Below are 22,665 nucleotides of genomic sequence, written 5' to 3'. Positions count from 1 at the left end.
CTTTGCCGTGTTACTGCGCCCCGTCGCGGTCTTTCCGCGCTGTGGAAGAGATTCGCGCCAGCATGCCGTCCTTGTTCCGCCTTTCGACCCTGGCAGGCCTCGCCACGAGCGGGGCCGCGTTGCTTGCTGCGATGGGGCCGGCGCAGGCCGACCGCATCCGCAATCCGACGGCGGTCTTTGCGGGGCTCGACAAGATCACCGGCCGCATCATCTCGTTTGAAGTGGCGGTGGACGAGACGGTGCAGTTCGGCGCGCTGCAACTGACGCCGCGCGTCTGCTGGAGCAGGCCACCGACGGAAGCACCGCAGACGGATGCCTTCGTCGAAGTCGACGAGGTGACGTTCAAGAACGAGTACCGGCGCATCTTCACCGGCTGGATGTATGCGGCGAGCCCCGGCCTGCACGGCGTCGAGCACGCGATCTACGATGTCTGGCTGACCGAGTGCAAGGGCGGCACCGAGCTCGTCGTCGATCCCAAGGAGCCCGAGCCACCGCCGGCGCCGGAGGATCCGCGCCGCCCGCGCACGCCGCCGCGCGATCCGAACCTGCTGCCGCCCTTGCAGCAGCCTGTGCCGCCGCCCGGCGGGCGCATCGATGTCGAGCCGCCGCGCGGCGTGCCGGTGCAGCCGCAGCGGCCGAGCCAGCGCTTCTTCCCGACCAATCCGGGACAGGGCCGCGACCCGACCGGCGGCGGCTGACCCGTGCCGCCCGACGGCGCTGACAAGGGAGCCGGGCGCGAAACGACGCGCATCAGGCGCCTGCGCCGTCACCTCGCCGATCTGCGCAAGCGGAGTCCCGCCGGGCGGCGCTTCCGCGACGGCCTCGAACATGCGCTGATGTCGAGCGCGGCGGCGTTCGCTGCCTATTTGCCGACGCAGGCGCTGGGGCTGCGCGAGGGCTTCTGGGCTGCCATCACCGCGATTGCCGTGGTTCAGGCCGAGTTCGGCGCGACGCGGACGACGGCGCGCGACCAGTTCGTCGGGGCTGCCATCGGCGGCGCGATCGGCGTCGCGGTCGTGCTCATCGCCGGCCAGACCATCGTGAGCTATCTGCTGGCGGCGGCGCTCTCCGTTCTGGCAGCCTGGATGCTGAACGTCGCCAGCGCCGCGCGCCTCGCCGGCATCACTGCGACGATCATCCTGCTGGTCCCCCATCCCGGAACGAGCGCGCAGCAGATGATGCTCTCGCGCGTCTTCGAGGTAGGCTGGGGCGTCAGCGTCGCGATCGCCGTCGTCTGGCTGGCCGAGCGCCTCGATCCACGCAGGCCGACCTCAGACTAGAGTTCGGCGAGCGCCTGCCTGCCGCTCACGGCTGGCTCCCTTGGCCAAGCTTCCCAATTGCCCTGGTGGCGCAGCGCATCGTCGAGCCTGAGCCGATAGGCATCGCGCGGGATCTCGACGGTGCCGAACTGTGCGAGATGGCCGGTCTGGAACTGGGTGTCGAGCAGGCGATACCCGCCGCGCCGCAACCGCGCGACGAGATGGACGAGCGCGACCTTGGAGGCGTCGGTCTCGCGGTGGAACATGCTTTCACCGAAGAATGCGCCGCCGAGCGACAATCCATAGAGCCCGCCGACGAGGCGGCCCTCGCGCCAACATTCCACGGTATGGACGTGGCCGAGCGCGAAAAGCTCGCCGAAGATCGCGCGGATGCGGGTGTTGATCCAGGTTTCCGGCCGGTCGGGCCGGGCCTCGCCGCAGGCTTCGATCACCGCTTCGAAATCGCTGTCGACACGGATCTCAAAGTGGTCCGAGCGGACCGTGCGCGCGAGGCGCGAGGAGAGATGGAAGCCGTCGAGCGGGATGATGCCGCGCAGCTCCGGCTCGACCCAGAACAGGCCGGGATCATCGGCGCTTTCCGCCATCGGAAAGATGCCGGCGGCATAGGCGCGCAGCATGATCTCCGGCGTGATCGCGGGCGAGCGGACGGGCACGGAACGAGCCTTCATGGACGCATGGGATCGCGGGGGGCGTTGCGAGTCAAACGAAGCCGCGCGTCATGCCCGGGCTCGACCCGAGCATGACGTGACGGAGAGGCGCTGCTTCCTGCCAGAGATTCTCGGGCCTACGCTTCGCGCCGCCGGGGAATGACGGGCATCGTCAGCGCCAAGCAGGCAGCGAGGCCAGAGCTCAGAGGTAAGCTGAGAAACTGGCCGTAAAAAGCTGATCAATCAGCCTTCCGCCTGCTCCTCGCCCGGAGCCTCGTCGCCGGCCTCCTCGCCATTCTCGCCGTCATCGTTGATGCACTCGACCGAGACGACCTTCTCGTCCTTGGCGGTGTTGAACACCGTCACGCCCTGGGTCGAGCGGCCGGCGATGCGGATACGGTTGTCCGGGCCGGCATCGACAGGAACGCGGATGACCTGGCCGCCATCGGTGACGAGCATCAGCTGGTCGGTATCGACAGCCGGGAAGGAGGCGACGAGTTTGCCGTTCCTGTCGTTGACCACCATGGCGACGATGCCCTTGCCGCCGCGCCCGGTGACCCGGTACTCGAAGGACGAGGTGCGCTTGCCGTAGCCCTTCTCCGAGATCGTCAGGATGAACTGCTCGGCCGCGCCCATGGCGGTGTACTTATCGAGCCCAAGCTCGATGTCGCCGGCGCTCTCCTCGGCATCGGCCTCGACTGCGGGAGCAGAGTCCGCACCCTCGTCGGCCTCGCCGGTCAGGGCGCGGCGCGCCGCGGCCGCCCGCTTGAGATAGGCGGCGCGCTCGTCCGGCGTGGCGTCGAGATGGTGCAGGATCGCGAGCGAGATGACCTCGTCGCCCTTCGCCAGGTTGATGCCGCGCACGCCGGTGGAGTCGCGGCCCTTGAAGACGCGCACCTCGGGCACCGCGAAGCGAATGCACTGGCCGTCAGCCGTGGTCAGCAGCACGTCGTCATTCTCGGTGCAGATCTGCACGTCGACGATGTGGTCGCCCTCGTCGAGCTTCATCGCGATCTTGCCGGCGCGGTTGACGTTGACGAAGTCGGAAAGCTTGTTGCGCCGCACCCCGCCCGAGGCGGTGGCGAACATCACGTCGAGCGTCTCCCAGCTCGCCTCGTCCTCAGGCAGCGGCATGATCGTGGTGATGCGCTCGCCCTGTTCGATCGGCAGCATGTTGACCAGCGCCTTGCCGCGCGCGTTCGGCGCCGCCAGCGGCAGGCGCCAGACCTTCTCCTTGTAGACCTGGCCTTCGGAGGAGAAGAACAGCACCGGGGTATGCGTGTTGGCCACGAACAGCCGCGCGACGAAATCCTCGTCCTTGGTCGCCATGCCGGAGCGGCCCTTGCCGCCGCGGCGCTGCGCCCGATAGGTCGAGAGCGGCACGCGCTTGATGTAGCCGCCATGGGACACGGTCACGACCATGTCCTCGCGGGCGATCAAATCCTCGTCGTCGAGGTCGGAACCCCAGTCCTGGATCTCGGTCCGGCGCGGCGTGGCGAAGGCGGCCTTCACCTCGGCGAGCTCGGTCTTGACGATCGACTGGATGCGGGCGCGCGAGCGCAGGATGTCGAGATAATCAGCGATTTCGGTGGCGAGCTTCTGCAACTCGTCGCCGATCTCGTCACGGCCGAGAGCCGTGAGGCGGGCGAGGCGCAGCTCGAGGATCGCCTTGGCCTGCGCATCCGACAGGCGGTAGGTGCCATCGGCGTTCATCGGATGGCGGGGATCGTCGACCAGCGCGATCAGCGGAGCGATGTCTTCGGCAGGCCAGTCGCGGGCCATCAGCGCTTCATGCGCCGCGGCCGGGGTCGGCGCAGTGCGGATCAGGCGGATGACCTCGTCGATATTCGCGACCGCCGTGGCGAGGCCGCAGAGCACATGGGCGCGCTCGCGGGCCTTGTTGAGCAGGTAGCGCGTGCGCCGGGAGACGACTTCCTCGCGGAACTCGACGAAGGCCGAGATGAAGTCCTTGAGGTTCAAGACCTCCGGGCGGCCGCCGGTCAGCGCCACCATGTTGGCGCCGAAGGAGGTCTGCAGCGGCGTGAAGCGGTAGAGCTGGTTCAGCACGACATCGGCGACGGCATCGCGCTTGACCTCGATGACGACGCGCACGCCCTCGCGGCTCGACTCGTCGCGCAGGTCCGAGATGCCCTCGATGCGCTTCTCGCGCACGAGATCGGCGATCTTCTCGACCATCGTCGCCTTGTTCACCTGATAGGGAACCTCGGTGACGATGATCGCCTCGCGCTCCTTGCGCAGCTCCTCGATATGCGTCTTCGAGCGCATCACGATCGAGCCGCGGCCGGTGTGATAGGCCGAATGGATGCCGCTGCGGCCCATGATCGAGGCACCGGTCGGGAAATCCGGGCCGGGCACGATCTCGATCAGCTCGTCGATCGTGATCTCGGGATTGTCGATATAGGCGACGCAGGCGTCGATGACCTCGCCGAGATTGTGCGGCGGGATATTGGTCGCCATGCCGACCGCGATGCCGCCGGCGCCGTTGACGAGCAGGTTCGGATAGCGCGCCGGCAGGACCGTCGGCTCGTGCTCCTTGCCGTCGTAGTTCGGCTGGAAGTCGACGGTGTCGAGGTCGAGGTCCTCGAGCAGCGGCATCGCCGCCTTGTCGAGGCGCGCCTCGGTGTAACGATCGGCGGCGGCGGAATCGCCGTCCATCGAGCCGAAATTGCCCTGGCCGTCGATCAGCGGCAGGCGCAGGGAGAAATCCTGCGCCATGCGCACCAACGCGTCATAGACCGCGAGATTGCCGTGCGGATGGTATTTACCCATCGTGTCGCCGACGATGCGGGCGCATTTGGTGTAGGGCCGCTCGGGCAGGTTCTTGTTCTCGTGCATCGAGAACAGGATGCGGCGGTGCACAGGCTTCAGGCCGTCGCGGACATCGGGCAGAGCGCGACTCACGATCACGCTCATGGCGTAATCGAGATAGCTCTTCTTCATCTCGTCGGTGATCGCGATCGGCTTGATGTCGCCGCCGAAATCCGGGGCGTCGTCACGCCTGTCGTCGGTATCGTCGCTCAAGGAGAAATGTCCCGATTCCTAGTATTTTTCAGGCTTCTGGCTACCCGATTCCGGCCTTTCGCGCCAGCAAAAGCGGGCGCTGTCCAAGCAAAAAATACCGAAGCGATATCAATATGTTGTCGACGATTTTTGCGGGCGTCCACAGCTGCTGCCACAATCCCGCCTTTCTTCGCGGGTGACGGCGACCGCAAGGCGTGGTGAAGTCGCCTCCGCATGTTCATCGAATTCGTCACATCCGCCCTCGTCACGATGCTGGTGACGCTCGACCCGCCGGGTCTGGCGCCGATCTTCCTGTCGCTGACGCGCGGAATGTCGGAAAGCGAGCGGAAACAGGTCGCGATCCGCGCCTCGATCATCGCCTTCTGCATCATGGCTTTCTTCGCCGTGGCGGGCGATGTCGTGCTGAAGGCGCTCGGCGTCTCGCTGCCGGCCTTCCGCATCGCCGGCGGGCTCCTGCTGTTCTGGATCGCCTTCGAGATGGTCTTCGAGCGCCGGACCGAGCGCAAGCAGCAGACGGCCGAGACCGCGATCACGCTGGATCATATCCGCAATGTCGCGGCCTTTCCGCTGGCGATCCCGCTGATGGCGGGGCCGGGGGCGCTGACCGCGATGATCCTGCTCGCTGGCCGCGCCGGCGGCGATCCGCTGCTGCTGGTCGCGCTGGCTGTGATCTGCGGGCTGGTGATCCTGAGCTGCCTTGCCGTGTTCCTGGCCGCGACGCCGATCGCGAAGCTCCTCGGCGTCACCGGCAATGTCGTTCTGACGCGGCTGCTCGGCGTGATCCTGGCGGCGCTCGCCGTGCAGTTCGTGATCGACGGGTTGAAGGCTGCTCTGGCGGGATAGGGCGGTCAAAGAGAAGCGTGTTTGCTGTTTGCCGTGGGCGTTCGACCCAAGGGGGACGTGGCAATGGAAATCGCGACGATCATCGCCGAGCGCAGCATTCTGGCCTTCGCCATCTGCCTCTTCCTGGCTCATCTCGTCTTCTATGAGCTGGGCTACCGCACCGGCCGGCGGCTGCACGACAGGACGGGCAATGCACCCGAGGCGGTCGGTGTCGTCGTCGGCGGCATGCTCGCGCTCCTGGCCTTCGTCCTGGCGCTGACGCTGAGCTTCGCGAGCGCTCGCTTTGCCGAGCGGCGCATGGGCGGCCTGTCCGAAGCCAACGCCATCGGGACGGCGTGGCTGCGGGCCAAGGCGATCGGGACGCCGCGCGGCGACGAGATCGCCACGCTCCTCGAACAATACACCGCCATCCGGGCCGATTTCGTCAGGGCGGGCCGCGATCCCGAAGCGGTCGAGAATCTCAACGGCCGGACGAGTGCGTTGCAGTCGCGGATCTGGGGCCATCTTTCGGCCATCGTCCGCGAGCGTCCGGACGCTATCTCCGGCGCGTTGATGGCTTCGCTCAACGAAGCCTTCGATGCCAGCACCAACGAACGCTTCGCCTTCGAGACGCGGCTGCCGATGCAGCTCTTCTGGCTGCTCGTCGGCATCACGCTCATCACGCTGGCATGCCTCGGCTACCAGTTCGGTCTCAGGGCCAAGCCTTTACGTATCCTCATCGCCTTGCTGACGCTGATGTGGACGTCGGTCATCGTCGACATCCTCGATCTCGCCTCCGGGCGCCTCGGCAAGTTTCGGACGGGAACGGCGGCCTATGAATGGGCCCTGAAAGGCTACGAGGGTGGGATAACCATACCGCCGCTGCCGGCGCCGCAGTGATCCGCCCGGGCAGGCGCTGTAACCGTTACAGCTTCGACGGAACTTGACAGGATCTGCCCTATGGGCAGCGGCGGGGCACCAGTTGCGATGCCCCGCCGGCCCATGCGGGTCAACGTGGCGCGAGACGCTCCAGCTCATTGAGGCGTTTCAGGGCCGCCTGCTGCTGCAGCAGCCCGTAGTTGATGCCGGCGGCGTTCAGCGAATTGCCCGTTTGGTAGGGGAACTGCTCGAAGTCGGAGAAGAACTCCTTCACCTTCCCCTGGATCGGGACAAGCAGCCATATCTGCCTGGCGTAGAAGTCCATCGCGTTTCCGCCTTCCTTGGCCCCGCGCTCATAAGGGTCCATTCGCAGGTTGGTGATGCCGGCCCATGACGTCACCTCGCGCGTGGCCGTCGCGATGTTGCCTTCGCTGGCAATGGCGAAGCTGACCTTCCAGTCGTTCCAGCGTATGGCGTTGAGATTGCCGCCCTGGTCGAAGTAGTAGATCGCGTCGCGCGGAGGGCTTTTGTCGTCGCCCTTCAGATAGGGCATGAAGTTGTAGCCATCGAGATGCACCTTGAAGGTCTTGGTGCCGCTCTGGAAGCCGGTTTTCATCTTCTCCTTGATATCGCCAAGGCCGGCCGCGGCGCAGAAGGTCGGGAACCAGTCGATCAGGGCGATCATGTCGTTCACCTGGGTTCCGGGCTTCACCACTCCCGGCCAGCGCACCATCATCGGGATGCGGAAGCCGCCTTCCCAGGTGGTGCCCTTCTCGCCGCGGAACGGCGTCATCGCGCCGTCCGGCCAGAGCGCGAGTTCGGCGCCGTTATCGGTGGTGTAGAGCACGATGGTGTTCTCGGTGATGCCGAGATCGTCGAGCTGTTTCAGTAGCTGTCCGATATGGCCGTCATGCTCGACCATGCCGTCGGCATGGATGCCCTTGCCGGTCTTGCCAAGCGATTCCGGCTTGAGATGCGTGAAGACGTGCATGCGGGTCGAGTTGAACCAGCAGAAGAACGGCTTCTGCGCCTTGACCTGCCGATCGATGAAGTCTTTGGCACCAGCCAGGAACTCCTCGTCGACGGTCGGCATGCGCTTGGTGTTGAGCGGTCCGGTATCCTCGATCTTGCCGTCCGCGCTGGACTTGATGACGCCGCGCGGGCCGAACTGGCGCCGGAAATTCGGATCCTTCGGATAGAAATAGCCCTCGGGCTCCTCCTCGGCATTGAGGTGGTAGAGATTGCCGAAGAACTCGTCGAAGCCGTGCCGCGTCGGCAGATGCTCGTCGCGGTCGCCGAGATGGTTCTTGCCGAACTGACCGGTGGCGTAGCCCGCCGTCTTCAGCGCGTCGGCGATCGTCGGCATCCAATCCTGGATGCCATGGGGGTCGCCGGGCATGCCGATCGTCAGCAGGCCGGTCCGGAACGGCTCCTGTCCGAGGATGAAGGAGGCGCGGCCGGCGGTGCAGCTCTGCTGGCCATAGGCGTCGGTGAAGATCGCGCCCTCGCTGGCGATGCGGTCGATATTGGGCGTGCGGTAGCCCATCATTCCCATCGTGTAGGCGCTGACCTGGGGGATGCCGATGTCGTCGCCGAAGATGACGAGGATATTGGGCTTCCTGCCGCCGGCCGGCGCGGGCGCGGGCTGCTGGGCCTGCGCGGTCTGGACGGGCGCACTCGCGAGATAGCTCCCCGTCGCCGCGAGAACGGTTCCGCCGAGAAGCATTGAGCGTCGATTGAGGGCAGCCTTCTGCGAAGAAACTTCATGCTTGGGTTCCACGACACGTCCTCCAGCATATCCTTCAGGGGCGGCGTCTATGCCTGCGCCTTGCGCCCGAGGAGCGTAGGATGCCGTCGTCTGCCGCGCAGCCTTGTTACGGTTACGGAAGCCGCACCGGGAGCCGGAGCTCAGTTCCGCAGCAGGATTGCCTCTCGCTCCGCGCGGGACGCGGCCATGCGGCGGCGGGCCTCGGTCACGATGGCCTGCCTCGCTTCCTCCGGCGTGCCGGATCGGAACGGCGGCGAGGGGGCGTATTCCAGCGAGAGCTGGATCGTCTCGGCTTCGGCCTGGCTGGTCAGCGCCGCCACGACCGTGAGGCCGAAATCGATGCCGGAGGTGACGCCCCCGGCCGTGATGAGGTTGCCGTCCTGCACGACGCGCTCTTTGACCGGGATTGCGCCGAGATGGCCGAGGAAGTCATGCGCGTTCCAATGCGTGGTGGCGCGCTTGCCGGATAGCAGGCCGGCGGCGCCGAGCACCAAAGAGCCAGTGCAGACCGAGGTGAGGTAGCGCACGAGCGGCGCCTGGCGGCGCAGGAAGTCGAGCACCGCTTCGTCTGTGAGGAGCGCGTTGACGCCGCCTCCGCCGGGAACGCAGAGCACATCGAGGGGCGGGCACTCCGCCAGCGTGATCGTCGGCGTGAAGGGAAGCCCGGTTGCAGACCGGACGGGCGCGAGCGTCTTCCAGATGAGATCGACACGGGCTCCCGGCAGCGAGGCGAAGACCTCATACGGCCCGGTGAGATCAAGCTGCTGAACGCCGGGGAAAACGAGAAGGCCGAAATGAAACGACATGGAGCGGCTCCTGATTGACAGGCCCACGATAGCGGACCAGCCTTTGGCTGTTCTGTCAAACACCCCTCGTTTCATGCCAAAGATGCCGCGTCGTATCGAGATCCTCACCTTTCCGAAGGGGCAGGTCCTGGACGTAACAGGACCGTTGCAGGTCTTCGCCACGGCCAACGATCTCGCCGCCATGGCGAGAACTGACGTGCCCTATGAGGTGCGGGTGGTGGCGGCCGAGCCGAATGTGATGACCTCGGCGGGACTTGCGCTGCTAACGGAGCCGCTTTCCGGGCCGGACCAACCCGTCGATACGCTGGTCGTCGCCGGCGGCTACGGCATCCAGGCCGCATGCGACAGCCCGGCCCTTGTCGCATGGCTACGCGAACGGGCCGGTGCGGCACGGCGCGTGGCCTCCGTCTGCAGTGGCGCATTCCTGCTGGCGACCGCCGGATTTCTGGACGGCAGGCGTGCCGTCACCCATTGGGGGCGTTGTGCCGAGTTCGCCGCGCGCTTTCCCGAGGTCCGGCTTGATCCGGACCCGATCTTCATCCGCGACGGCAAGGTCTGGACCTCGGCCGGGGTGACGGCGGGGATCGACCTCGCCCTCGCATTGGTCGAAGCCGATCTCGGCCGCGAGACGGCATTGGCGGTGGCGCGCCAGCTCGTCGTCTTCCTGAAACGGCCGGGCGGGCAGTCGCAGTTCAGCACCACGCTCGCGTTGCAGGGGCGGGATGAACGCTTCGACGGCCTGCACGCCTGGATCGTCGAGAACCTCCGCAGCGACTTGTCGCTCGAGCGGTTGGCGGCGCGGGCCAATATGAGCCTGCGCAGTTTTGCCCGCCATTACCAGAGGGCGACGGGCCGCACCCCGGCCCGCGCCGTTGAGGAGATCAGGATCGAGACGGCGCGCCACCTGCTGGATCAGGGGCATCCCGTCTCCCGCGTCGCCGGCCGCTGCGGCTTCGGTTCGGAGGAAACGCTGCGGCGCGCGTTCCTCAGGCGGCTCGGCACGACCCCGCAAGCCTATCGAGAGCGGTTCGCGGGATAAGCCGGAGCCGCGTACAGCCTGGACGAAACAGGTTCTATTTCGCCAGGAACGCCCGGATCGCGCCTTCCGCCTGCTTCATCGACATCACGCCGTCGAGATGGCCGCGGGCGCCGTCGATGGTGACATGGGTGATGTCGCGCCCGGCGTCCTTCGCCGCTTTCACCGTGCGCTCCACCGCATCAGGGGTGAAGACCAGATCCTTTGGCTGAGTCACCAGCAACATCGGCGCCCTGGTCTTCGCCATGCCCTCGGCCAGCGAGTTGCCGCCGGCCGCGAAGAGCTGGTTGGCCTTGACGAGATAGAGGAAGTGATTGGCGTCGGAGACTTTGGCGCGGGCTGCGCCGGCGTTGTCGAGCACGCTCTGGACCTGGAACTTGTTGGCGAGCGCCTTGGCCGGATCTTCGCCTTCCTTGGCGGGGCGGCGGCCGAAGGTGGCGTTCGCCCAATCCTGATGGTTTGCCTGCAGCGTCACCGCGGTCAGCGCCTTGGCGAGGCCGGCAAGCGGCGGCGTCCTGCCGTAATAGTCACCGTTGTTCCAGTTGGGGTCCACCAGGATCGGCGCGGCCCAGACGTCGAGCCAGCCGATCAGCATCGCGTCGGCCTCGGCCGCCCCGATCACCGGCATCGCCTTGGCCACCATCTCGGGATGGCTCGCAGCCCATTCGAAAGTCTGGAGCGAACCCATGGAGGGGCCGGCGACCAGTGCGAGCTTCTTGATTCCAAGGCTTTCGACGAGAGCCTTCTGCACCTCGACGAAGTCGCGGACGGTGACGATCGGGAAGTCCAGCGCATAGGGCTTGCCGGTATCGGGATTGATCGAGGCCGGGCCGGTGGTGGTGGTCTTCGGGTCGCCGGTGTTGAGGTTCACCAGCGTGTCCGACGAGATGACGAAATACTTGTCGGTGTCGATCGCCTTGCCCGGCCCGATGATCGCGTCCCAGTAGCCGGGCTGTGCGTCCTTGGCGTCATATTTGCCGGCGGCGTGCGAGTTACCCGAGAAGAAATGGCAGATCAGCACGGCATTGGATTTGTCGGCGTTGAGCGTGCCGTAGCTCTCCCAGCCGGTACGGACCTGCTTGAGCGTGCGTCCCGATTGGGTCGTGAAGCTCGGCAGCTCGAAGACCTTCTTTTCGGTCATCAGATCCTGTGCGTCCGCCATTCCCGCTGCAACCCATCCTGCAAGGGCGAGAACGCCCGTGATCCATTGCCTCATCACCACTTCCTCCCTCCAGCCGTCACGCGGCCTTCGCCGCATCAGAGCGGATTTCCACGCGCGGCGGAAGCGCCTTCGCTCAGCGCAGCGGACCGAAGAGGGGAATTCGCTTTTCGGACAGATCCGATGCCTTTGGCCAAGGGAGGATCGCCACCACCCGTCCGTCAGGACGCATGGCGATCAGCGCGTCAGGAGAGACGGGAAGGGCGTGCCGCCGGCCGGGCTCAGGAAGGCCTCGGTCTCGAGCTCGAAGAGCGGGGCGTCCACCGGCCCCTTGAGGCTGAAGGGCAGCCTCAGCGCGCTGGTCGTGGACGCCAGCGAGGCCGCCATATCGAGGATGCGGGTGCGCAGCGAGGCGTTGCCGCTCAGGTTGAAGCGAAAGGCCTGTCCGCTCATCTGGGCGTCGGTCAGCACCAGCAGCCCGCCGGCGATGCCGGCATTGGCCGTCAGGTTCTCGAACGGCGTCTTGCCCTGGTGCCAGTCTCGCCAGGCCTGGGAGGGATTCCGCTCCGCGCGGCGCAGCATGTCGACGAAGGCGACGCCGGCGAGCTCGCCCTGTTTGACGGAGAGATTGGCCCGTCCGGCCAGCGAGCCGAGGAGCTCGTCAAAGGTCCGGCCGACACCGTCGAGCGCAAGCTGGAAAGTGCCATTGCCCGAGAGGCGCGACAGCTGCGGCAGGTCGCTCGACGCTTGCCCGAAATTCACGCGCTCGAGGCCGGCCTGGAGCTTCACATCGACCCCCGCGGGAGCGCTGACCGCCAGGAGCCGCGTCTTGACGCTGCCGCCATAGGCGCTGGCCCGGACCAGCCCGGTCTCGAATCGTCCCTTCTTGATCAGCAGGTAGCTGGCGACGTCGTTGAGCCGGGCGCCGTTCAGCTTGGCGGCGTCGACCGAGATTCTGAGATCGACCTCGCGCCCTGTCCAGCCGTCGAGATCGAACGGGCCGGGATCGCCGGCATCGATGGCCGGGATCGGCAAGCGGTTGACGAGGCGGCCGATATCGAGCGTCGCCCCTGCCAGCGTCCCCGAGAGCGCGAAGCGTCCGGCCCCGGTTTCGGACAGCGTGAGGACGCCGTCGAGGCGCTCGCCGTCGAGGCTGGCGATCGCGTTATTGAAGGAGGCTTCATGCGGCTTGAGCTGCAGATCGGCCGACAGCGTCAGCGCGCCGAGGGCCGCCGCCAGGCGCGAATCCTCGCCGAACCAGCGCAAGAGCTGTGGCACGGACGGGGTGGACAGGGCGAGAAGGCCATTGAGGACCGGCTCGTCCGGTCCGGACCGCGTGCCGTCGAACCGGAGCTTCAAAAGCGGCGAATTGGCCGAGAGCGCGGCCTTGGCGTTGCGGCCATCCATTGGCCAGAGCAGGCTCACTTCGGTCGGGACGCCGCGCCAGGTCAGGGAGCCCGACAGTTCCAGCGGCTCGTTTTGGCTGCGTTCGTCGATGACCAGATGGACGTCGCGGACCACGCTCTGGATCGCGCCGTTCGCGCGCAGGAAGAGCGAACCGCCCTGGATGACGATCTTGCTCTGGTTGCGCAGCCGCTCGAGCTCGGCCATTGGCGTCGCAAGCCACTCCGCCACACCGTCGCTGCCGGGCGCGACCGCCACGTCGATCTGCGGCGCGACGAGATCGATCCTGTCGAAGCTGAGCGTGCCGATCAGCAAGGGCAGGAGGCGTAGATGCGCCCGCACGCGGACAGCTTGGCCCGAAAGCGCGCCATCGCGCTGGCTGAAGCTAACCTGGGACAGGCTGATGCGCGGCAGCGGCAGGAGCGCGATCTCGGCGCGCTCGACCGTCTCGACGACGAAGCCCGTCTTCTTGGCGATTGCGGCGACGACGCTCCGCTGCACCCGCCCGAGCGCAAGGTCCCACGGCTGCAATCCGAGCAGGCCGATCAGGACGACAAGGCTGAAAGCGAGGATCGCTGCGCGTCTGGTCATGGACTTCCGAATCGGCGCCGGCCGAAATCAGCCAGCCCCCTGGCGGCGGATGGTGTATGCCGATGTTGATGGCTTGTCGAGGCGGGGAAACCCGCTATCCCGCACGATTTGTGCCGGTTTTAGCCAGAAGCATGGCAGGATAGAGGCCGGCGAGGATGATCAGCAGGGCAGCGAGTGCCCCGTCCTCGAAGACGCCGCGCGAGGCGTGGCCATAGACCACGGTCGCCAGTGTTTCGAGATTGAGAGGGCGCAGCAGCAGCGTCGCGGGCAGCTCCTTCAGGCAGTCGACGAAGACGAGCAGCGCGGCGGCTGCCACCGCCGGGCGCATCAGCGGCCAGTGGATTCGGCGCAGGATCTCGGGCTGGCCGGCGCCGAGCGCACGCGCGGCATCGTCGATCCGCGGCGAAACACGGCTCAAGCCGCTCTCCACGCCGGCGATGCCGATGGTCAGGAAGCGCACGACATAGGCGATCACGAGCGCCGCGCCGGAGCCGATCAGCAGCAGGCCGGGCTTGATGCCGGACAGTGACGTGATCGCGTTGGCCAGCACATTGTCGAGCGCGGCGATCGGGATCAGCAGCCCAAGCGCGAGCACGGTGCCGGGCACGGCGTAGCCGAGCGAAGCGAGGCGGGCGAGGGTCTTCAGCCAGCTTTCGCGGCCGGCACGGCTCGCCGTGGCGATGCCTAGCCCCAGCAGCAGCACGATTGCGGCGGCAATGCCGGCGAGCAGGAGAGCATTGGCGAGCAGCCGCAACAGCGCAGCGTCGAGTTGCATGAGCAATCCGCGTCGCAGGATCTCTGCGGCGAGATAGCCGACCGGCAGGATGGCGCCGAACAGGACGGGGAGAGCGCAGGCGATCGCGGCCAGGAGGGCCGCGCGTGGCCGCAGGGCCCTGCGGCCGAGGGGGCGAGGCTGGCGCACCGGGAGGGCGAAGCGGCGCTGGCCGCGCAGGCGAGCCTCCGTCCAGATCAAGAGGAAGACGACGACCAGCATCACGCAGGCAATCTGCGCTGCCCCGGGCAGCGAGCCCCGGTTGATCCAGGTGGTGTAGATCGAGAGGGTGAGCGAACGGACGCCGAGATATTCGGTCGCGCCGATGTCGTTGAGCGTCTCGAGCAGGACGAGCGTCAACCCGGCCGCGAGCGCCGGCCGGGCGAGCGGCAGGCCGATACGCCAGAACAGCCGGCCCGGCGTCGCGCCGAGATTGCGGGCCGCCTCGACGATGGTCGCGCCCTGGATGCTGAAGAGGGCACGCGTGCTGAGATAGACGTAAGGGTAGAGCACGATCGCCATGATCGCGATCGCGCCGGGCAGGCTGCGCGGATCGGGAAACCAGTAATCGCGCAAGGAGCGCCACCCGGTCAGCGCTCTCAGTGCACTCTGCAATGGCCCCTGGAAGCCGAGAAACTCGACGTAGATATAGGCCATCAGATAGGTCGGCAGCGCCAGCGGCAGCACCAGAAGCCAGTCGAAATGGCGCCGGCCGGGAAATTCGAACTGCGTCACGAGCCAGGCCGTCCCCACACCGAGAACGGCACTGAGGAGGCCGACACCGGCCAGCAGGAGCCCGGTCTGGACCAGCGCGGTCGGCAGCACATTGGCGGCGAGATGCGGCCAGATCTCCGCGGCCTGCGAGGACGAAAGCGCCGTCGTGAGGAGCGCGAGCAACGGCGTCAGCACGAGCGCCGCTCCGATCAGCGAGGCCAGCGCAAAACGCGTCGACGGCCGCCACGTGAATGGCGGCCGTCGCGAGGCGGTGAGCGGAGCGCTCAGGCTCAATTGTCGAAACCGACCTTGTCGACGAGATCGGCGGCGGGCTTGCGCTGTTTGGCGACCTCGGAGAGCGGCAGCTTGTCCGGCGTGACCGCGCCGAGCAGCTTCACTGCGGCCGAGTCGGTGACGGCGGTGTTGACCGGGAACTCGAAATTGCCGTTGGCGTAGAGCGCCTGCGCCTTCTCGCCGAGCATGTATTCGATCAGCTTGACCGCGTTGTCCTTGTTCGGGGCGTTCTTGGCCAGCGCCGCGGCCGAGACGTTCACATGGGTGCCGCCATCGGCGAAGGTGGTCTTGAGCGGCTTGATCGCATCGTACCAGCCCTTCTGCTCGTTCTTCGCCTGGCTCATCAGGCCGATATAATAGGTGTTGATCACGGCGACGTCGCAGAGGCCGGACTGGATGTCGCGCGCAACGTCGCGATCGCCGCCGCCGGGCTTGCGGGCGGCGTTCGCGCGCAGGGCCTTCAGGAAGGTCTCGGTCTTATCCGGGCCGTTATGGGCGATATAGGCGGCGAAGAGCGCGTTGTTGTAAGGGTGCTGGCCGGCGCGGATGCAGAACTTGCCCTTCCACTTCGGATCAGCGAGCTCCTCATAGGTGATCGCATCCTGCGCAACGCGCTCCTTCGAGGCGACGACGATGCGGGCGCGCTTGGTCAGCGTGACCCAGCTGTTGTCGGGGCGCAGCTGCGCCGGGACGATCTTGTCCACGGTCGGCGAATGGATCGGCTGCGTGACGCCGGCAGCGACCGCGGCATTGATCTCCCCGACATCGACCACGAGCATGACGTCGGCCGGGCTGTTGGCCCCCTCGGCGCGGATGCGCTCCTGCAGGCCGTCCTTCAGGAAGACCGCATTGACCTTGATGCCGGTGTCCTTGCTGAAGGCTTCAAGCGCCGGGTTGAGCAATGTGGGCTCGCGCGTCGTGTAGAGATTGACCTCCTGGGCGAGGGCCGGCGCGGCGAGCAGGCAGGACGACAGCGTCAGGGCCTGGAGGTGCTTCTTCTTGATCATTGCTTCGCTCCGTCGGTTCAGGGCGCCAAAGCGCGACGGGCGACGGTTAAAGGGCGGCGGACACTGCTGTCAACGGAATCATCCTTTAGAATCAGCGTCTTGGACGATTTCCAGACTGGTTCTTATTTTGATGAATTCTAATATCTGAGCCATGATGTTGGAATGGCGGGACGATTCCGCACCATGCAAGTCGTACGACTTCAGTCTAGGTCATTCCGCGGCGTCAGCGTGACGCGGCCGTGATCGGGATCAGGCGCACGGCAACGCGCGTCTCGGGATCGATCGAGCCACGCAGCACGGCGTCGCTGGCCACGGTCTCATCTTGCAGATGCGCCTCCCGCACCAGCATCTGCCGCCGCAGGCTGCGCGCCTCCGCCTCCATGCGTGAAACGCCGACCCGTTCGTCGATCTGCTGGCGCTGGCCCGTGCTCAGCTCCGGCGCCGTGCGAAAATCACGGAAGTCGCGCCGGCTATAAGGCCAGCTCGATCCGCCGGTGAAGGTCGAAACCTTGCCGTCGAGGACGACGCTGTCGCCGGGGCGGAGCGTGATGTCCCGCAGGAGCGAGATGCGCCGCTCGCCGACCTGGACGATGGCCGGCCGGCAGGCCGGGTCGGCTGCCTTTTCGTGGCTATAGGCCATCGGCAGCGCCGCATAGCGCTGGCCGTCGGCTGCGACGGCGGCGTCGATGCTGGTCGAGCCGGCGGCAGCACGAAAGACCTTGACCGGAATGCCGGGGTTCATCGCCTTGCAGAGAGCCTCATGGGCGCTGAGATCGCTGGCCGACCGCAGATGGCCGATCGGGGCATGGAAGCCGTCGCAGAGCCGCACGCAGAAAGTCTGCGCATTATTGGCGGAGACCAAGGCGGCGCTGCCTTCGACCGGCCTGTGCGGGCGGGCCGCGACCTTTTTCGGGCTTCGCTTGAAGGGGTTGAGCTCGACCGCCGGGTGAGCGATGCGTCCGTTCGGCCGTATCTGCATCAGGGGCAGGCGCCAGCCATTCGTCGCCGGTGCATAGGCGGTCGGGCGCGTCGATGTATAGGCAGCGCTCTGCGCCGGAGCGCGTGCAGCCCTGCGCGCCGCCTCCTCGAGGAAGAACGAGCGGATGCCTGCATCGTCGTCGGCCTGGACCAGCGAAGCCGTCAGCACCATGCCGCCGCAGCCGACGGCAATGCCGAGGATGGTCGCCGCAGCCCAGCGACCGGCACGCGAGCGGGCCGGGGCCTTGCTGACAGAGCCGGCGTAACCGCTCTCGCCGCCGCGGGGCAATGCCCGCACGGGGATCTCACGGACACGCAACATCGCGTCACTCCAACCTGCGCTTGTTCACCGTCCGCCGCAGGTTGGGTGTAGTTTACGTTTCGTTAAGATTCAACGTTTTCGCTGCGGCATGCTCCGCAAACGTCTGAAATGCTTAACGACGGGTGAGGAGATGGCGGGCGAGGGGCTCAGACGACGGCGAGCAGGACGCCGATCCACATGCCGACCAGGGCGAGGGCGCCGATGCCGTAGACCGCTCCGCGCACGGGCAGCTTGTTGGGGCCGATATGGATGAGCGTGTGGATGACGCGGGTCGCGACGTAGAGCCACGCCAGCACCGCCATCGCATAGCTGGTGGCGCCCACTTCCATCGCGAGCATGATGAGCGCGAAATAGATGACCGGCGTCTCGAACTGGTTCGAGAAGTTCGCCGAGGCGAGCCGGGCGGAGACGGGGTAACGCTCGGCCGAAACCTGGACGTCTTCGTGCCGCACGGCGCCGGAGGTGAAGGCGTCCTTCCGGCGCAGCATCAGGATGACGCCGACGATGAAGATCCAGAGGATCAGGGCCAGCGTGGGATAGACGAGCTTCAGGGTCATGGTCGCGGTCGCCTCGTGTCAGCGCTGGCCAGGATGGTCCCGGCCAGTGCTGCACGAAGCCTGCGCCGACTCAAGACCGGGTCGGATAGTTCGGGCTCTCGCGCACGATCGTCACGTCATGGACATGGCTCTCGCGCAGGCCGGCGCTGGTGATCCGGATGAAGCGGGCCTTGTTGCGATAATCCTCGAGGTTGCGGCCGCCGACATAGCCCATGGCGGCGCGCAGGCCGCCGGCGAGCTGGTGGAGCACGGTGGAAACCGGGCCCTTATAGGCGACCTGACCCTCGATGCCCTCCGGCACGAGCTTCAGCGCGTCCTTGATGTCCTGCTGGAAGTAGCGGTCGGCCGAGCCGCGGGCCATGGCGCCGACCGAACCCATGCCGCGATAGGCCTTGTAGGAGCGGCCCTGGTAAAGGAAGGTTTCGCCCGGCGTCTCGTCGGTGCCGGCCAGCAGCGAGCCGACCATGGCGCAGGAGGCACCGGCGGCAAGTGCCTTGGCGAGGTCGCCCGAATACTTGATGCCGCCGTCGGCGATGACCGGCACGCCGGCCTTCGACGCCGCCGAGGCCGCGTCCATGATCGCGGTGAGCTGGGGCACGCCGACGCCCGCGACGATGCGGGTCGTGCAGATCGAGCCCGGGCCGATGCCGATCTTGACCGCGTCGGCGCCGGCATCGATCAGGGCCTGCGCCCCGCCGGCGGTGGCGACGTTGCCGGCGATGACCTGGACCGCGTTGGAGAGCTTCTTCACCCGGCTGACCGCGTCGAGCACCTTGGACGAGTGGCCATGCGCCGTATCGACGACGATGAGGTCGACGCCGGCGTCGATCAGCATCTCCGAACGCTCGAAGCCCTGGTCGCCGGTCGTGGTTGCTGCAGCGACGAGCAGGCGCCCTTGCGCGTCTTTCGCCGCGTTGGGGTGAGCTACCTGCTTTTCCATGTCCTTGACGGTGATCAGGCCGATGCAGCGATAGTGGTCATCGACGACGAGCAGCTTCTCGATGCGGAACTGGTGCAGCAGGCGCCGCGCCTCCTCCTGGCTAACGCCCTCGCGCACCGTGATCAGCCGCTCCTTGGTCATCAGCTCCGAGACGGGCTGGGCCGGGTTGGCGGCGAAGCGCACGTCGCGGTTGGTCACGATGCCGACCAGTTTGCCCTTGTGGCCTTGCGGTCCGCGCTCGACGACGGGAATGCCGGAGATGCCGTTGTTCTTCATCAGCGCCAGCGCATCGGCCAGCGTCTCGTCGGGATGGATCGTGATCGGGTTGGCGATCATCCCCGATTCGAACTTCTTGACGAGGCGCACCTGCGCCGCCTGCTGGTCGATATCCAGGTTGCGGTGGATGACGCCGAGGCCTCCGGCCTGCGCCATGGCGATCGCCATGCGCGCCTCCGTCACCGTGTCCATCGCCGAGGCGATGATCGGCAGGTTGAGCGAGATCGACTTGGTGAGCCTGGTGCGGATGTCGACATCCGCGGGCATGACCTCGGACGGGCCGGGCTCAAGCAGCACGTCGTCGAAGGTGAAACCGTCGCGAATCAGACCGTCGAGGGAAAGCGTCATCGTCAACTCCGACGCCGGGCGGAACCGGCTTTCCAGGGGAGGCAGGGCAAGAGGCCCGATGCCGAGTTGACGAGGCCCGTTAGCATGCGCCCGGCGGCTTCGCTAGTCCGGCGGGCGGGATTCTTTTGCAGTGCGACAACGGTCCCCGGCGCATGGCTGCTCCGGGGACGTCCGCAAAAAGCCGGTTCGCGTCAGTAGCGCGACCGCGCAGGGGCGGCCGAGGCATCCGGCATCACGCCGAAACAGCCCATGGCCATCGTCATATGCCCCATCTGGTTTGCCAGGCGCTCGCAGTCCCGCTGCCGCACGCAGTTGTTGTAGCGAATGCTTTCGCCATAACCCTGAGGCGCGGCCTTGTCCTGGCAGGCCATCTGCCAGTCGGTCATGGCGGCGGAAGCAGGCGTGGCGGCTGCGCCGTAGCTCAGCCCGGCCACCAGTGCCAGGCCTGCCAGCCGCAGGCCTACGGGAACACGGCGCGCAAGCGCCGAAATTGTTGAAACAGGGGTCATGTCAGCTCTCCGGAGGTTACGACGCGCGCCCCTCGCGCCGATCCGGACCCAGGCCGGATAGAAGAGAGATGGTGACTTCCCAATGCGTGTAGGAGTGCGGCGGGCGCATGGCGGATTTGTGTTTGATGATGGGGCAGAAGGTGCGTGCATGGCAGGAGCGCGTGGCGATCGCGTGAAATGGCCGGAAAAAGCAACTTCGCCTCTCGTCACGTCGTGGTGCTCGCATTAATAACCTAGCTTATGAATTCAACACGCGCTCACACAACAGCGTGAGCGCGGAAGGTTACCGCCTTGCAACGAGCCAGACTGCTTCCTCTCATCGTCGCTTGTGCTCTCTTCATGGAGAACACCGACTCGACCGTGATCGCGACCTCGTTGCCGGTCATCGCCAGGTCGCTGGGGGAGGACCCGATCGCGCTGAAGCTCGCTCTGACCTCCTATCTCGTCAGCCTCGCCGTCTTTATCCCGATCTCGGGCTGGATGGCCGACCGGTTCGGCGCCCGCACGATCTTCCGCTCTGCGCTGTGCGTCTTTATGCTCGGCTCGATCCTCTGTGCCGTATCGAACTCTCTGGGCGCCTTCGTCGGCGCGCGCTTCGTTCAGGGCATGGGCGGAGCGATGATGGTCCCGGTCGGGCGCCTCGTCATTCTGCGCAGCGTCAGCAAATCCGAGATCGTCGGCGCGCTGGCCTATCTGACGGTCCCGGCGCTGGTCGGACCCGTGGTCGGGCCGCCGCTCGGCGGCTTCATCACCACCTATTTCGACTGGCGCTGGATCTTCTTCATCAACATCCCCATCGGCTTCGTCGGCGTCGTGCTGTCGAGCCTGTTCTTCGAGGATATCCGCGAGGAGGATGTCGCACCTCTGGATGTGAAGGGCTTTCTGCTGTCCTCCTTCGGCTTCGCCAGCCTGATGCTCGGCCTGGCGACGGGCGGCCGGCACCTCGTCCCTGTCTACGTTTCCTATGGCTGCGTGCTGGCCGGGGCGGCGGCGCTTGCGGCCTATTGGTTCCACGCCCGGCGCGTGCCCTATCCGGTACTCAACCTGTCGCTGTTCCGGATACCGACCTTCCGGATCGGCGTCGTCGGCGGCTCGATCTTCCGCACCGGCATCGGCGCGATCCCCTTCCTGCTGCCGTTGATGCTCCAGCTCGGATTCGGGCTCGACGCCTTGCAGTCGGGCCTGATCACCTTCGTTTCGGCAGCCGGCGCGCTGATCATGAAGACGTTGGCGAGGACCATCCTGGCGCGCTTCGGCTTTCGCAGCGTGCTGGCGATCAATGCCGTGATCGGCGCCGCCTTTCTCGCCGCGTCGGGCCTGTTCACCCCGACCACGCCGCATGCGATCATGCTCTCCGTGCTGCTGATCGGCGGTTGCTTCCGCTCGCTGCAGTTCACCGGCATCAACGCGCTGAGCTATGCCGACGTCTCCAACCGCGACATGTCGAGCGCTACAAGCCTGTCGAGCGTCGCCCAGCAGCTCTCGCTCAGCATGGGCGTGACCATCGGCGCCTTCGCGCTGGAGGCCGCCAATACCTTCAACGGCGGCAAGGCTCTGGCAGCCGGCGATTTCTGGCCGGCCTTCGCGATCGTCGGGCTGATCTCGGCATCCTCGGCGCTCTGGATGGTGCAGCTGGCTCCCGATGCCGGCACGGAAGTCTCAGGCCACGTTCCGGTGAGCGCGCGCAAGGTCACAGCCGAGGCGCTCGCCGACCAGAAGCCGCTGGAGTGAGCGCTCCGGCGCCCTGATATCGCCGGCGTGCGCGCCCTTCAGGCGTCGGCGCTTTCGTCGGCCGTCTTCCGGCGATAGCCGGTCGCCAGCACATAGAGCTCGGAGGAATCGGCGCGGCTCGCTGCCGGCTTGACGTTCCGCACGGTGGTGAAGTCGCGCTTCAGCGCGGTGAGGAGCTCGGCGCTGTCGCCGCCCTGGAACAACTTGGCGAGGAAGAAGCCGCCCGGCGCCAGCACGCTGTGCGCGAACTCGACCGCGGCTTCGGCCAGCGCGATGATCTTGAGATGGTCGGTCTTCTTGTGGCCGGTGGTGTTGGCGGCCATGTCGGACATGACGCCGTCGGCTTGGCCGCCGAGGCGCTCGGTCAGCAGGGCCGGGGCCTCCTCGGCCATGAAGTCGAGTTGGATCAGTTCGACGCCGGGGATCGGATCGACCGGCAGCAGATCGATGCCGATGACGCATCCTTTGCCGCGCTCAAGCCCGATCCGCTTGGCTGCGACCTGGCACCAGCCGCCGGGGGCGCAGCCGAGGTCGACGAGGCGCTGACCGGGCTTCAGGAACTTGTAGCGGTCGTCCATCTCCTCGAGCTTGAAGGCGGCGCGGGAGCGATAACCCAGTTCCTTCGCCCGCTTCACATAGGGGTCGTTGAGCTGGCGCTCGAGCCAGAGCTGCGACGAATGCTTGAGCTTGCCGGCCTTCTTCACCTTGACGCGCATGTCGCGCGCGCCGGCGGACCCTTTGCCGCTGCCGGCCTTGCCGCCCGATTTTTCGGTGCTCATCGCC

19 protein-coding genes are annotated in these 22,665 nt (G+C 66.7%); 6 read left to right on the top strand and 13 right to left on the bottom strand.

Annotated elements, in window-relative coordinates; all coding sequences use genetic code 11:
- The first annotated feature begins 62 nt into the window (after nucleotides 1-62).
- Nucleotides 63-698 carry a DUF2155 domain-containing protein gene (locus AC1DE3_RS21050; RefSeq protein ID WP_476778165.1) on the top strand — a complete coding sequence of 212 codons (636 nt, stop codon included), beginning with the start codon at nucleotides 63-65 and terminating at the stop codon, nucleotides 696-698.
- A gap of 3 nt (nucleotides 699-701) precedes the next feature.
- Entirely contained in the window at nucleotides 702-1,280 is a 579-nt protein-coding gene (locus AC1DE3_RS21045) for an FUSC family protein (RefSeq protein ID WP_476778166.1), read from the top strand.
- Here the strand turns inward: AC1DE3_RS21045 and aat are convergent.
- Entirely contained in the window at nucleotides 1,277-1,948 is a 672-nt protein-coding gene (gene aat / locus AC1DE3_RS21040) for a leucyl/phenylalanyl-tRNA--protein transferase (RefSeq protein WP_476778167.1), read from the bottom strand. The genes AC1DE3_RS21045 and aat overlap by 4 nt on opposite strands.
- A gap of 222 nt (nucleotides 1,949-2,170) precedes the next feature.
- On the bottom strand, nucleotides 2,171-4,888 hold the full coding sequence (gene gyrA, locus AC1DE3_RS21035) for a DNA gyrase subunit A (protein WP_476778755.1): 2,718 nt from the start codon (nucleotides 4,886-4,888) through the stop codon (nucleotides 2,171-2,173).
- Between the two features lie 294 nt (nucleotides 4,889-5,182).
- On the opposite strand from gyrA, the gene AC1DE3_RS21030 reads away from it, so the two are divergent.
- Nucleotides 5,183-5,812: a MarC family protein gene (locus AC1DE3_RS21030; RefSeq protein WP_441513487.1), complete on the top strand. Its 630-nt coding sequence runs from the start codon at nucleotides 5,183-5,185 to the stop codon at nucleotides 5,810-5,812.
- A 63-nt stretch (nucleotides 5,813-5,875) separates the two neighbouring features.
- Nucleotides 5,876-6,691, top strand: coding sequence for a bestrophin-like domain (locus AC1DE3_RS21025; RefSeq protein WP_476778168.1), 816 nt, complete (start codon nucleotides 5,876-5,878; stop codon nucleotides 6,689-6,691).
- 109 nt (nucleotides 6,692-6,800) lie between these two features.
- Here AC1DE3_RS21025 and AC1DE3_RS21020 read toward each other — a convergent pair whose 3' ends face one another.
- Complete coding sequence (locus AC1DE3_RS21020) at nucleotides 6,801-8,396, bottom strand: arylsulfatase (RefSeq protein ID WP_476778169.1); 1,596 nt, start codon at nucleotides 8,394-8,396, stop codon at nucleotides 6,801-6,803.
- Nucleotides 8,397-8,578: 182 nt separating this feature from the next.
- Entirely contained in the window at nucleotides 8,579-9,244 is a 666-nt protein-coding gene (locus tag AC1DE3_RS21015) for a DJ-1/PfpI family protein (RefSeq protein ID WP_476778170.1), read from the bottom strand.
- 73 nt (nucleotides 9,245-9,317) lie between these two features.
- Between AC1DE3_RS21015 and AC1DE3_RS21010 the strand changes: the two genes are divergently transcribed.
- Nucleotides 9,318-10,283 carry a GlxA family transcriptional regulator gene (locus AC1DE3_RS21010; RefSeq protein WP_476852774.1) on the top strand — a complete coding sequence of 322 codons (966 nt, stop codon included), beginning with the start codon at nucleotides 9,318-9,320 and terminating at the stop codon, nucleotides 10,281-10,283.
- A 34-nt stretch (nucleotides 10,284-10,317) separates the two neighbouring features.
- Here AC1DE3_RS21010 and AC1DE3_RS21005 read toward each other — a convergent pair whose 3' ends face one another.
- The 8 genes from AC1DE3_RS21005 to AC1DE3_RS20970 all read right to left on the bottom strand — a co-directional run bounded on the left by AC1DE3_RS21005 (nucleotide 10,318) and on the right by AC1DE3_RS20970 (nucleotide 20,151).
- Nucleotides 10,318-11,496, bottom strand: a complete 1,179-nt coding sequence (locus AC1DE3_RS21005; RefSeq protein WP_476778171.1) for an E22 family MetX-like putative esterase — start codon at nucleotides 11,494-11,496, stop codon at nucleotides 10,318-10,320.
- Between the two features lie 180 nt (nucleotides 11,497-11,676).
- Nucleotides 11,677-13,434, bottom strand: coding sequence for an AsmA family protein (locus AC1DE3_RS21000; RefSeq protein ID WP_476778172.1), 1,758 nt, complete (start codon nucleotides 13,432-13,434; stop codon nucleotides 11,677-11,679).
- Between the two features lie 94 nt (nucleotides 13,435-13,528).
- Nucleotides 13,529-15,115: an ABC transporter permease gene (locus tag AC1DE3_RS20995; RefSeq protein ID WP_476778173.1), complete on the bottom strand. Its 1,587-nt coding sequence runs from the start codon at nucleotides 15,113-15,115 to the stop codon at nucleotides 13,529-13,531.
- Nucleotides 15,116-15,210: 95 nt separating this feature from the next.
- Nucleotides 15,211-16,221, bottom strand: coding sequence for an extracellular solute-binding protein (locus AC1DE3_RS20990; protein WP_476778174.1), 1,011 nt, complete (start codon nucleotides 16,219-16,221; stop codon nucleotides 15,211-15,213).
- Nucleotides 16,222-16,444: 223 nt separating this feature from the next.
- Nucleotides 16,445-17,521, bottom strand: a complete 1,077-nt coding sequence (locus tag AC1DE3_RS20985) for a DUF2865 domain-containing protein (protein WP_476778175.1) — start codon at nucleotides 17,519-17,521, stop codon at nucleotides 16,445-16,447.
- 146 nt (nucleotides 17,522-17,667) lie between these two features.
- Nucleotides 17,668-18,078 carry an MAPEG family protein gene (locus AC1DE3_RS20980; RefSeq protein WP_476778176.1) on the bottom strand — a complete coding sequence of 137 codons (411 nt, stop codon included), beginning with the start codon at nucleotides 18,076-18,078 and terminating at the stop codon, nucleotides 17,668-17,670.
- A 70-nt stretch (nucleotides 18,079-18,148) separates the two neighbouring features.
- Nucleotides 18,149-19,642 (bottom strand): IMP dehydrogenase, encoded by a 1,494-nt coding sequence (gene guaB, locus AC1DE3_RS20975; protein ID WP_476778177.1) that lies wholly within the window; start codon nucleotides 19,640-19,642, stop codon nucleotides 18,149-18,151.
- 191 nt (nucleotides 19,643-19,833) lie between these two features.
- The gene (locus AC1DE3_RS20970) at nucleotides 19,834-20,151 is read right to left on the bottom strand and encodes a hypothetical protein (protein WP_476778178.1); all 318 of its coding nucleotides are present in this window, start codon (nucleotides 20,149-20,151) and stop codon (nucleotides 19,834-19,836) included.
- A 291-nt stretch (nucleotides 20,152-20,442) separates the two neighbouring features.
- Here AC1DE3_RS20970 and AC1DE3_RS20965 point away from each other — a divergent pair, with 291 nt between their 5' ends.
- Entirely contained in the window at nucleotides 20,443-21,882 is a 1,440-nt protein-coding gene (locus tag AC1DE3_RS20965) for an MFS transporter (RefSeq protein WP_476852723.1), read from the top strand.
- Between the two features lie 38 nt (nucleotides 21,883-21,920).
- On the opposite strand, the gene AC1DE3_RS20960 is transcribed toward AC1DE3_RS20965, so the two are convergent.
- Entirely contained in the window at nucleotides 21,921-22,661 is a 741-nt protein-coding gene (locus AC1DE3_RS20960; RefSeq protein WP_476778180.1) for an RlmE family RNA methyltransferase, read from the bottom strand.
- Between the last annotated feature and the right edge of the window lie 4 nt (nucleotides 22,662-22,665).

Source organism: Allobosea sp. 10L417 (assembly GCF_056395485.1).
The sequence above is the reverse complement of the archived record's forward strand: the minus strand, read 5'-3'. Positions and strand labels throughout refer to the sequence as shown.

Bases quoted from the DNA above. Each gene is read 5' to 3' on its own strand.
- AC1DE3_RS20970 (WP_476778178.1), bottom strand. From the start codon at position 20,151: ATGACCCCTGTTTCAACAATTTCGGCGCTTGCGCGCCGTGTTCCCGTA.
- AC1DE3_RS20990 (WP_476778174.1), bottom strand. From the start codon at position 16,221: ATGATCAAGAAGAAGCACCTCCAGGCCCTGACGCTGTCGTCCTGCCTG.
- AC1DE3_RS21020 (WP_476778169.1), bottom strand. From the start codon at position 8,396: ATGCTTCTCGGCGGAACCGTTCTCGCGGCGACGGGGAGCTATCTCGCG.
- AC1DE3_RS21050 (WP_476778165.1), top strand. From the start codon at position 63: ATGCCGTCCTTGTTCCGCCTTTCGACCCTGGCAGGCCTCGCCACGAGC.
- AC1DE3_RS21015 (WP_476778170.1), bottom strand. From the start codon at position 9,244: ATGTCGTTTCATTTCGGCCTTCTCGTTTTCCCCGGCGTTCAGCAGCTT.
- AC1DE3_RS20980 (WP_476778176.1), bottom strand. From the start codon at position 18,078: ATGACCCTGAAGCTCGTCTATCCCACGCTGGCCCTGATCCTCTGGATC.
- AC1DE3_RS21005 (WP_476778171.1), bottom strand. From the start codon at position 11,496: ATGAGGCAATGGATCACGGGCGTTCTCGCCCTTGCAGGATGGGTTGCA.
- guaB (WP_476778177.1), bottom strand. From the start codon at position 19,642: ATGACGCTTTCCCTCGACGGTCTGATTCGCGACGGTTTCACCTTCGAC.
- AC1DE3_RS20985 (WP_476778175.1), bottom strand. From the start codon at position 17,521: ATGTTGCGTGTCCGTGAGATCCCCGTGCGGGCATTGCCCCGCGGCGGC.
- AC1DE3_RS20960 (WP_476778180.1), bottom strand. From the start codon at position 22,661: ATGAGCACCGAAAAATCGGGCGGCAAGGCCGGCAGCGGCAAAGGGTCC.
- gyrA (WP_476778755.1), bottom strand. From the start codon at position 4,888: ATGAAGAAGAGCTATCTCGATTACGCCATGAGCGTGATCGTGAGTCGC.
- AC1DE3_RS21010 (WP_476852774.1), top strand. From the start codon at position 9,318: ATGCCAAAGATGCCGCGTCGTATCGAGATCCTCACCTTTCCGAAGGGG.
- aat (WP_476778167.1), bottom strand. From the start codon at position 1,948: ATGAAGGCTCGTTCCGTGCCCGTCCGCTCGCCCGCGATCACGCCGGAG.
- AC1DE3_RS21025 (WP_476778168.1), top strand. From the start codon at position 5,876: ATGGAAATCGCGACGATCATCGCCGAGCGCAGCATTCTGGCCTTCGCC.
- AC1DE3_RS21030 (WP_441513487.1), top strand. From the start codon at position 5,183: ATGTTCATCGAATTCGTCACATCCGCCCTCGTCACGATGCTGGTGACG.
- AC1DE3_RS21000 (WP_476778172.1), bottom strand. From the start codon at position 13,434: ATGACCAGACGCGCAGCGATCCTCGCTTTCAGCCTTGTCGTCCTGATC.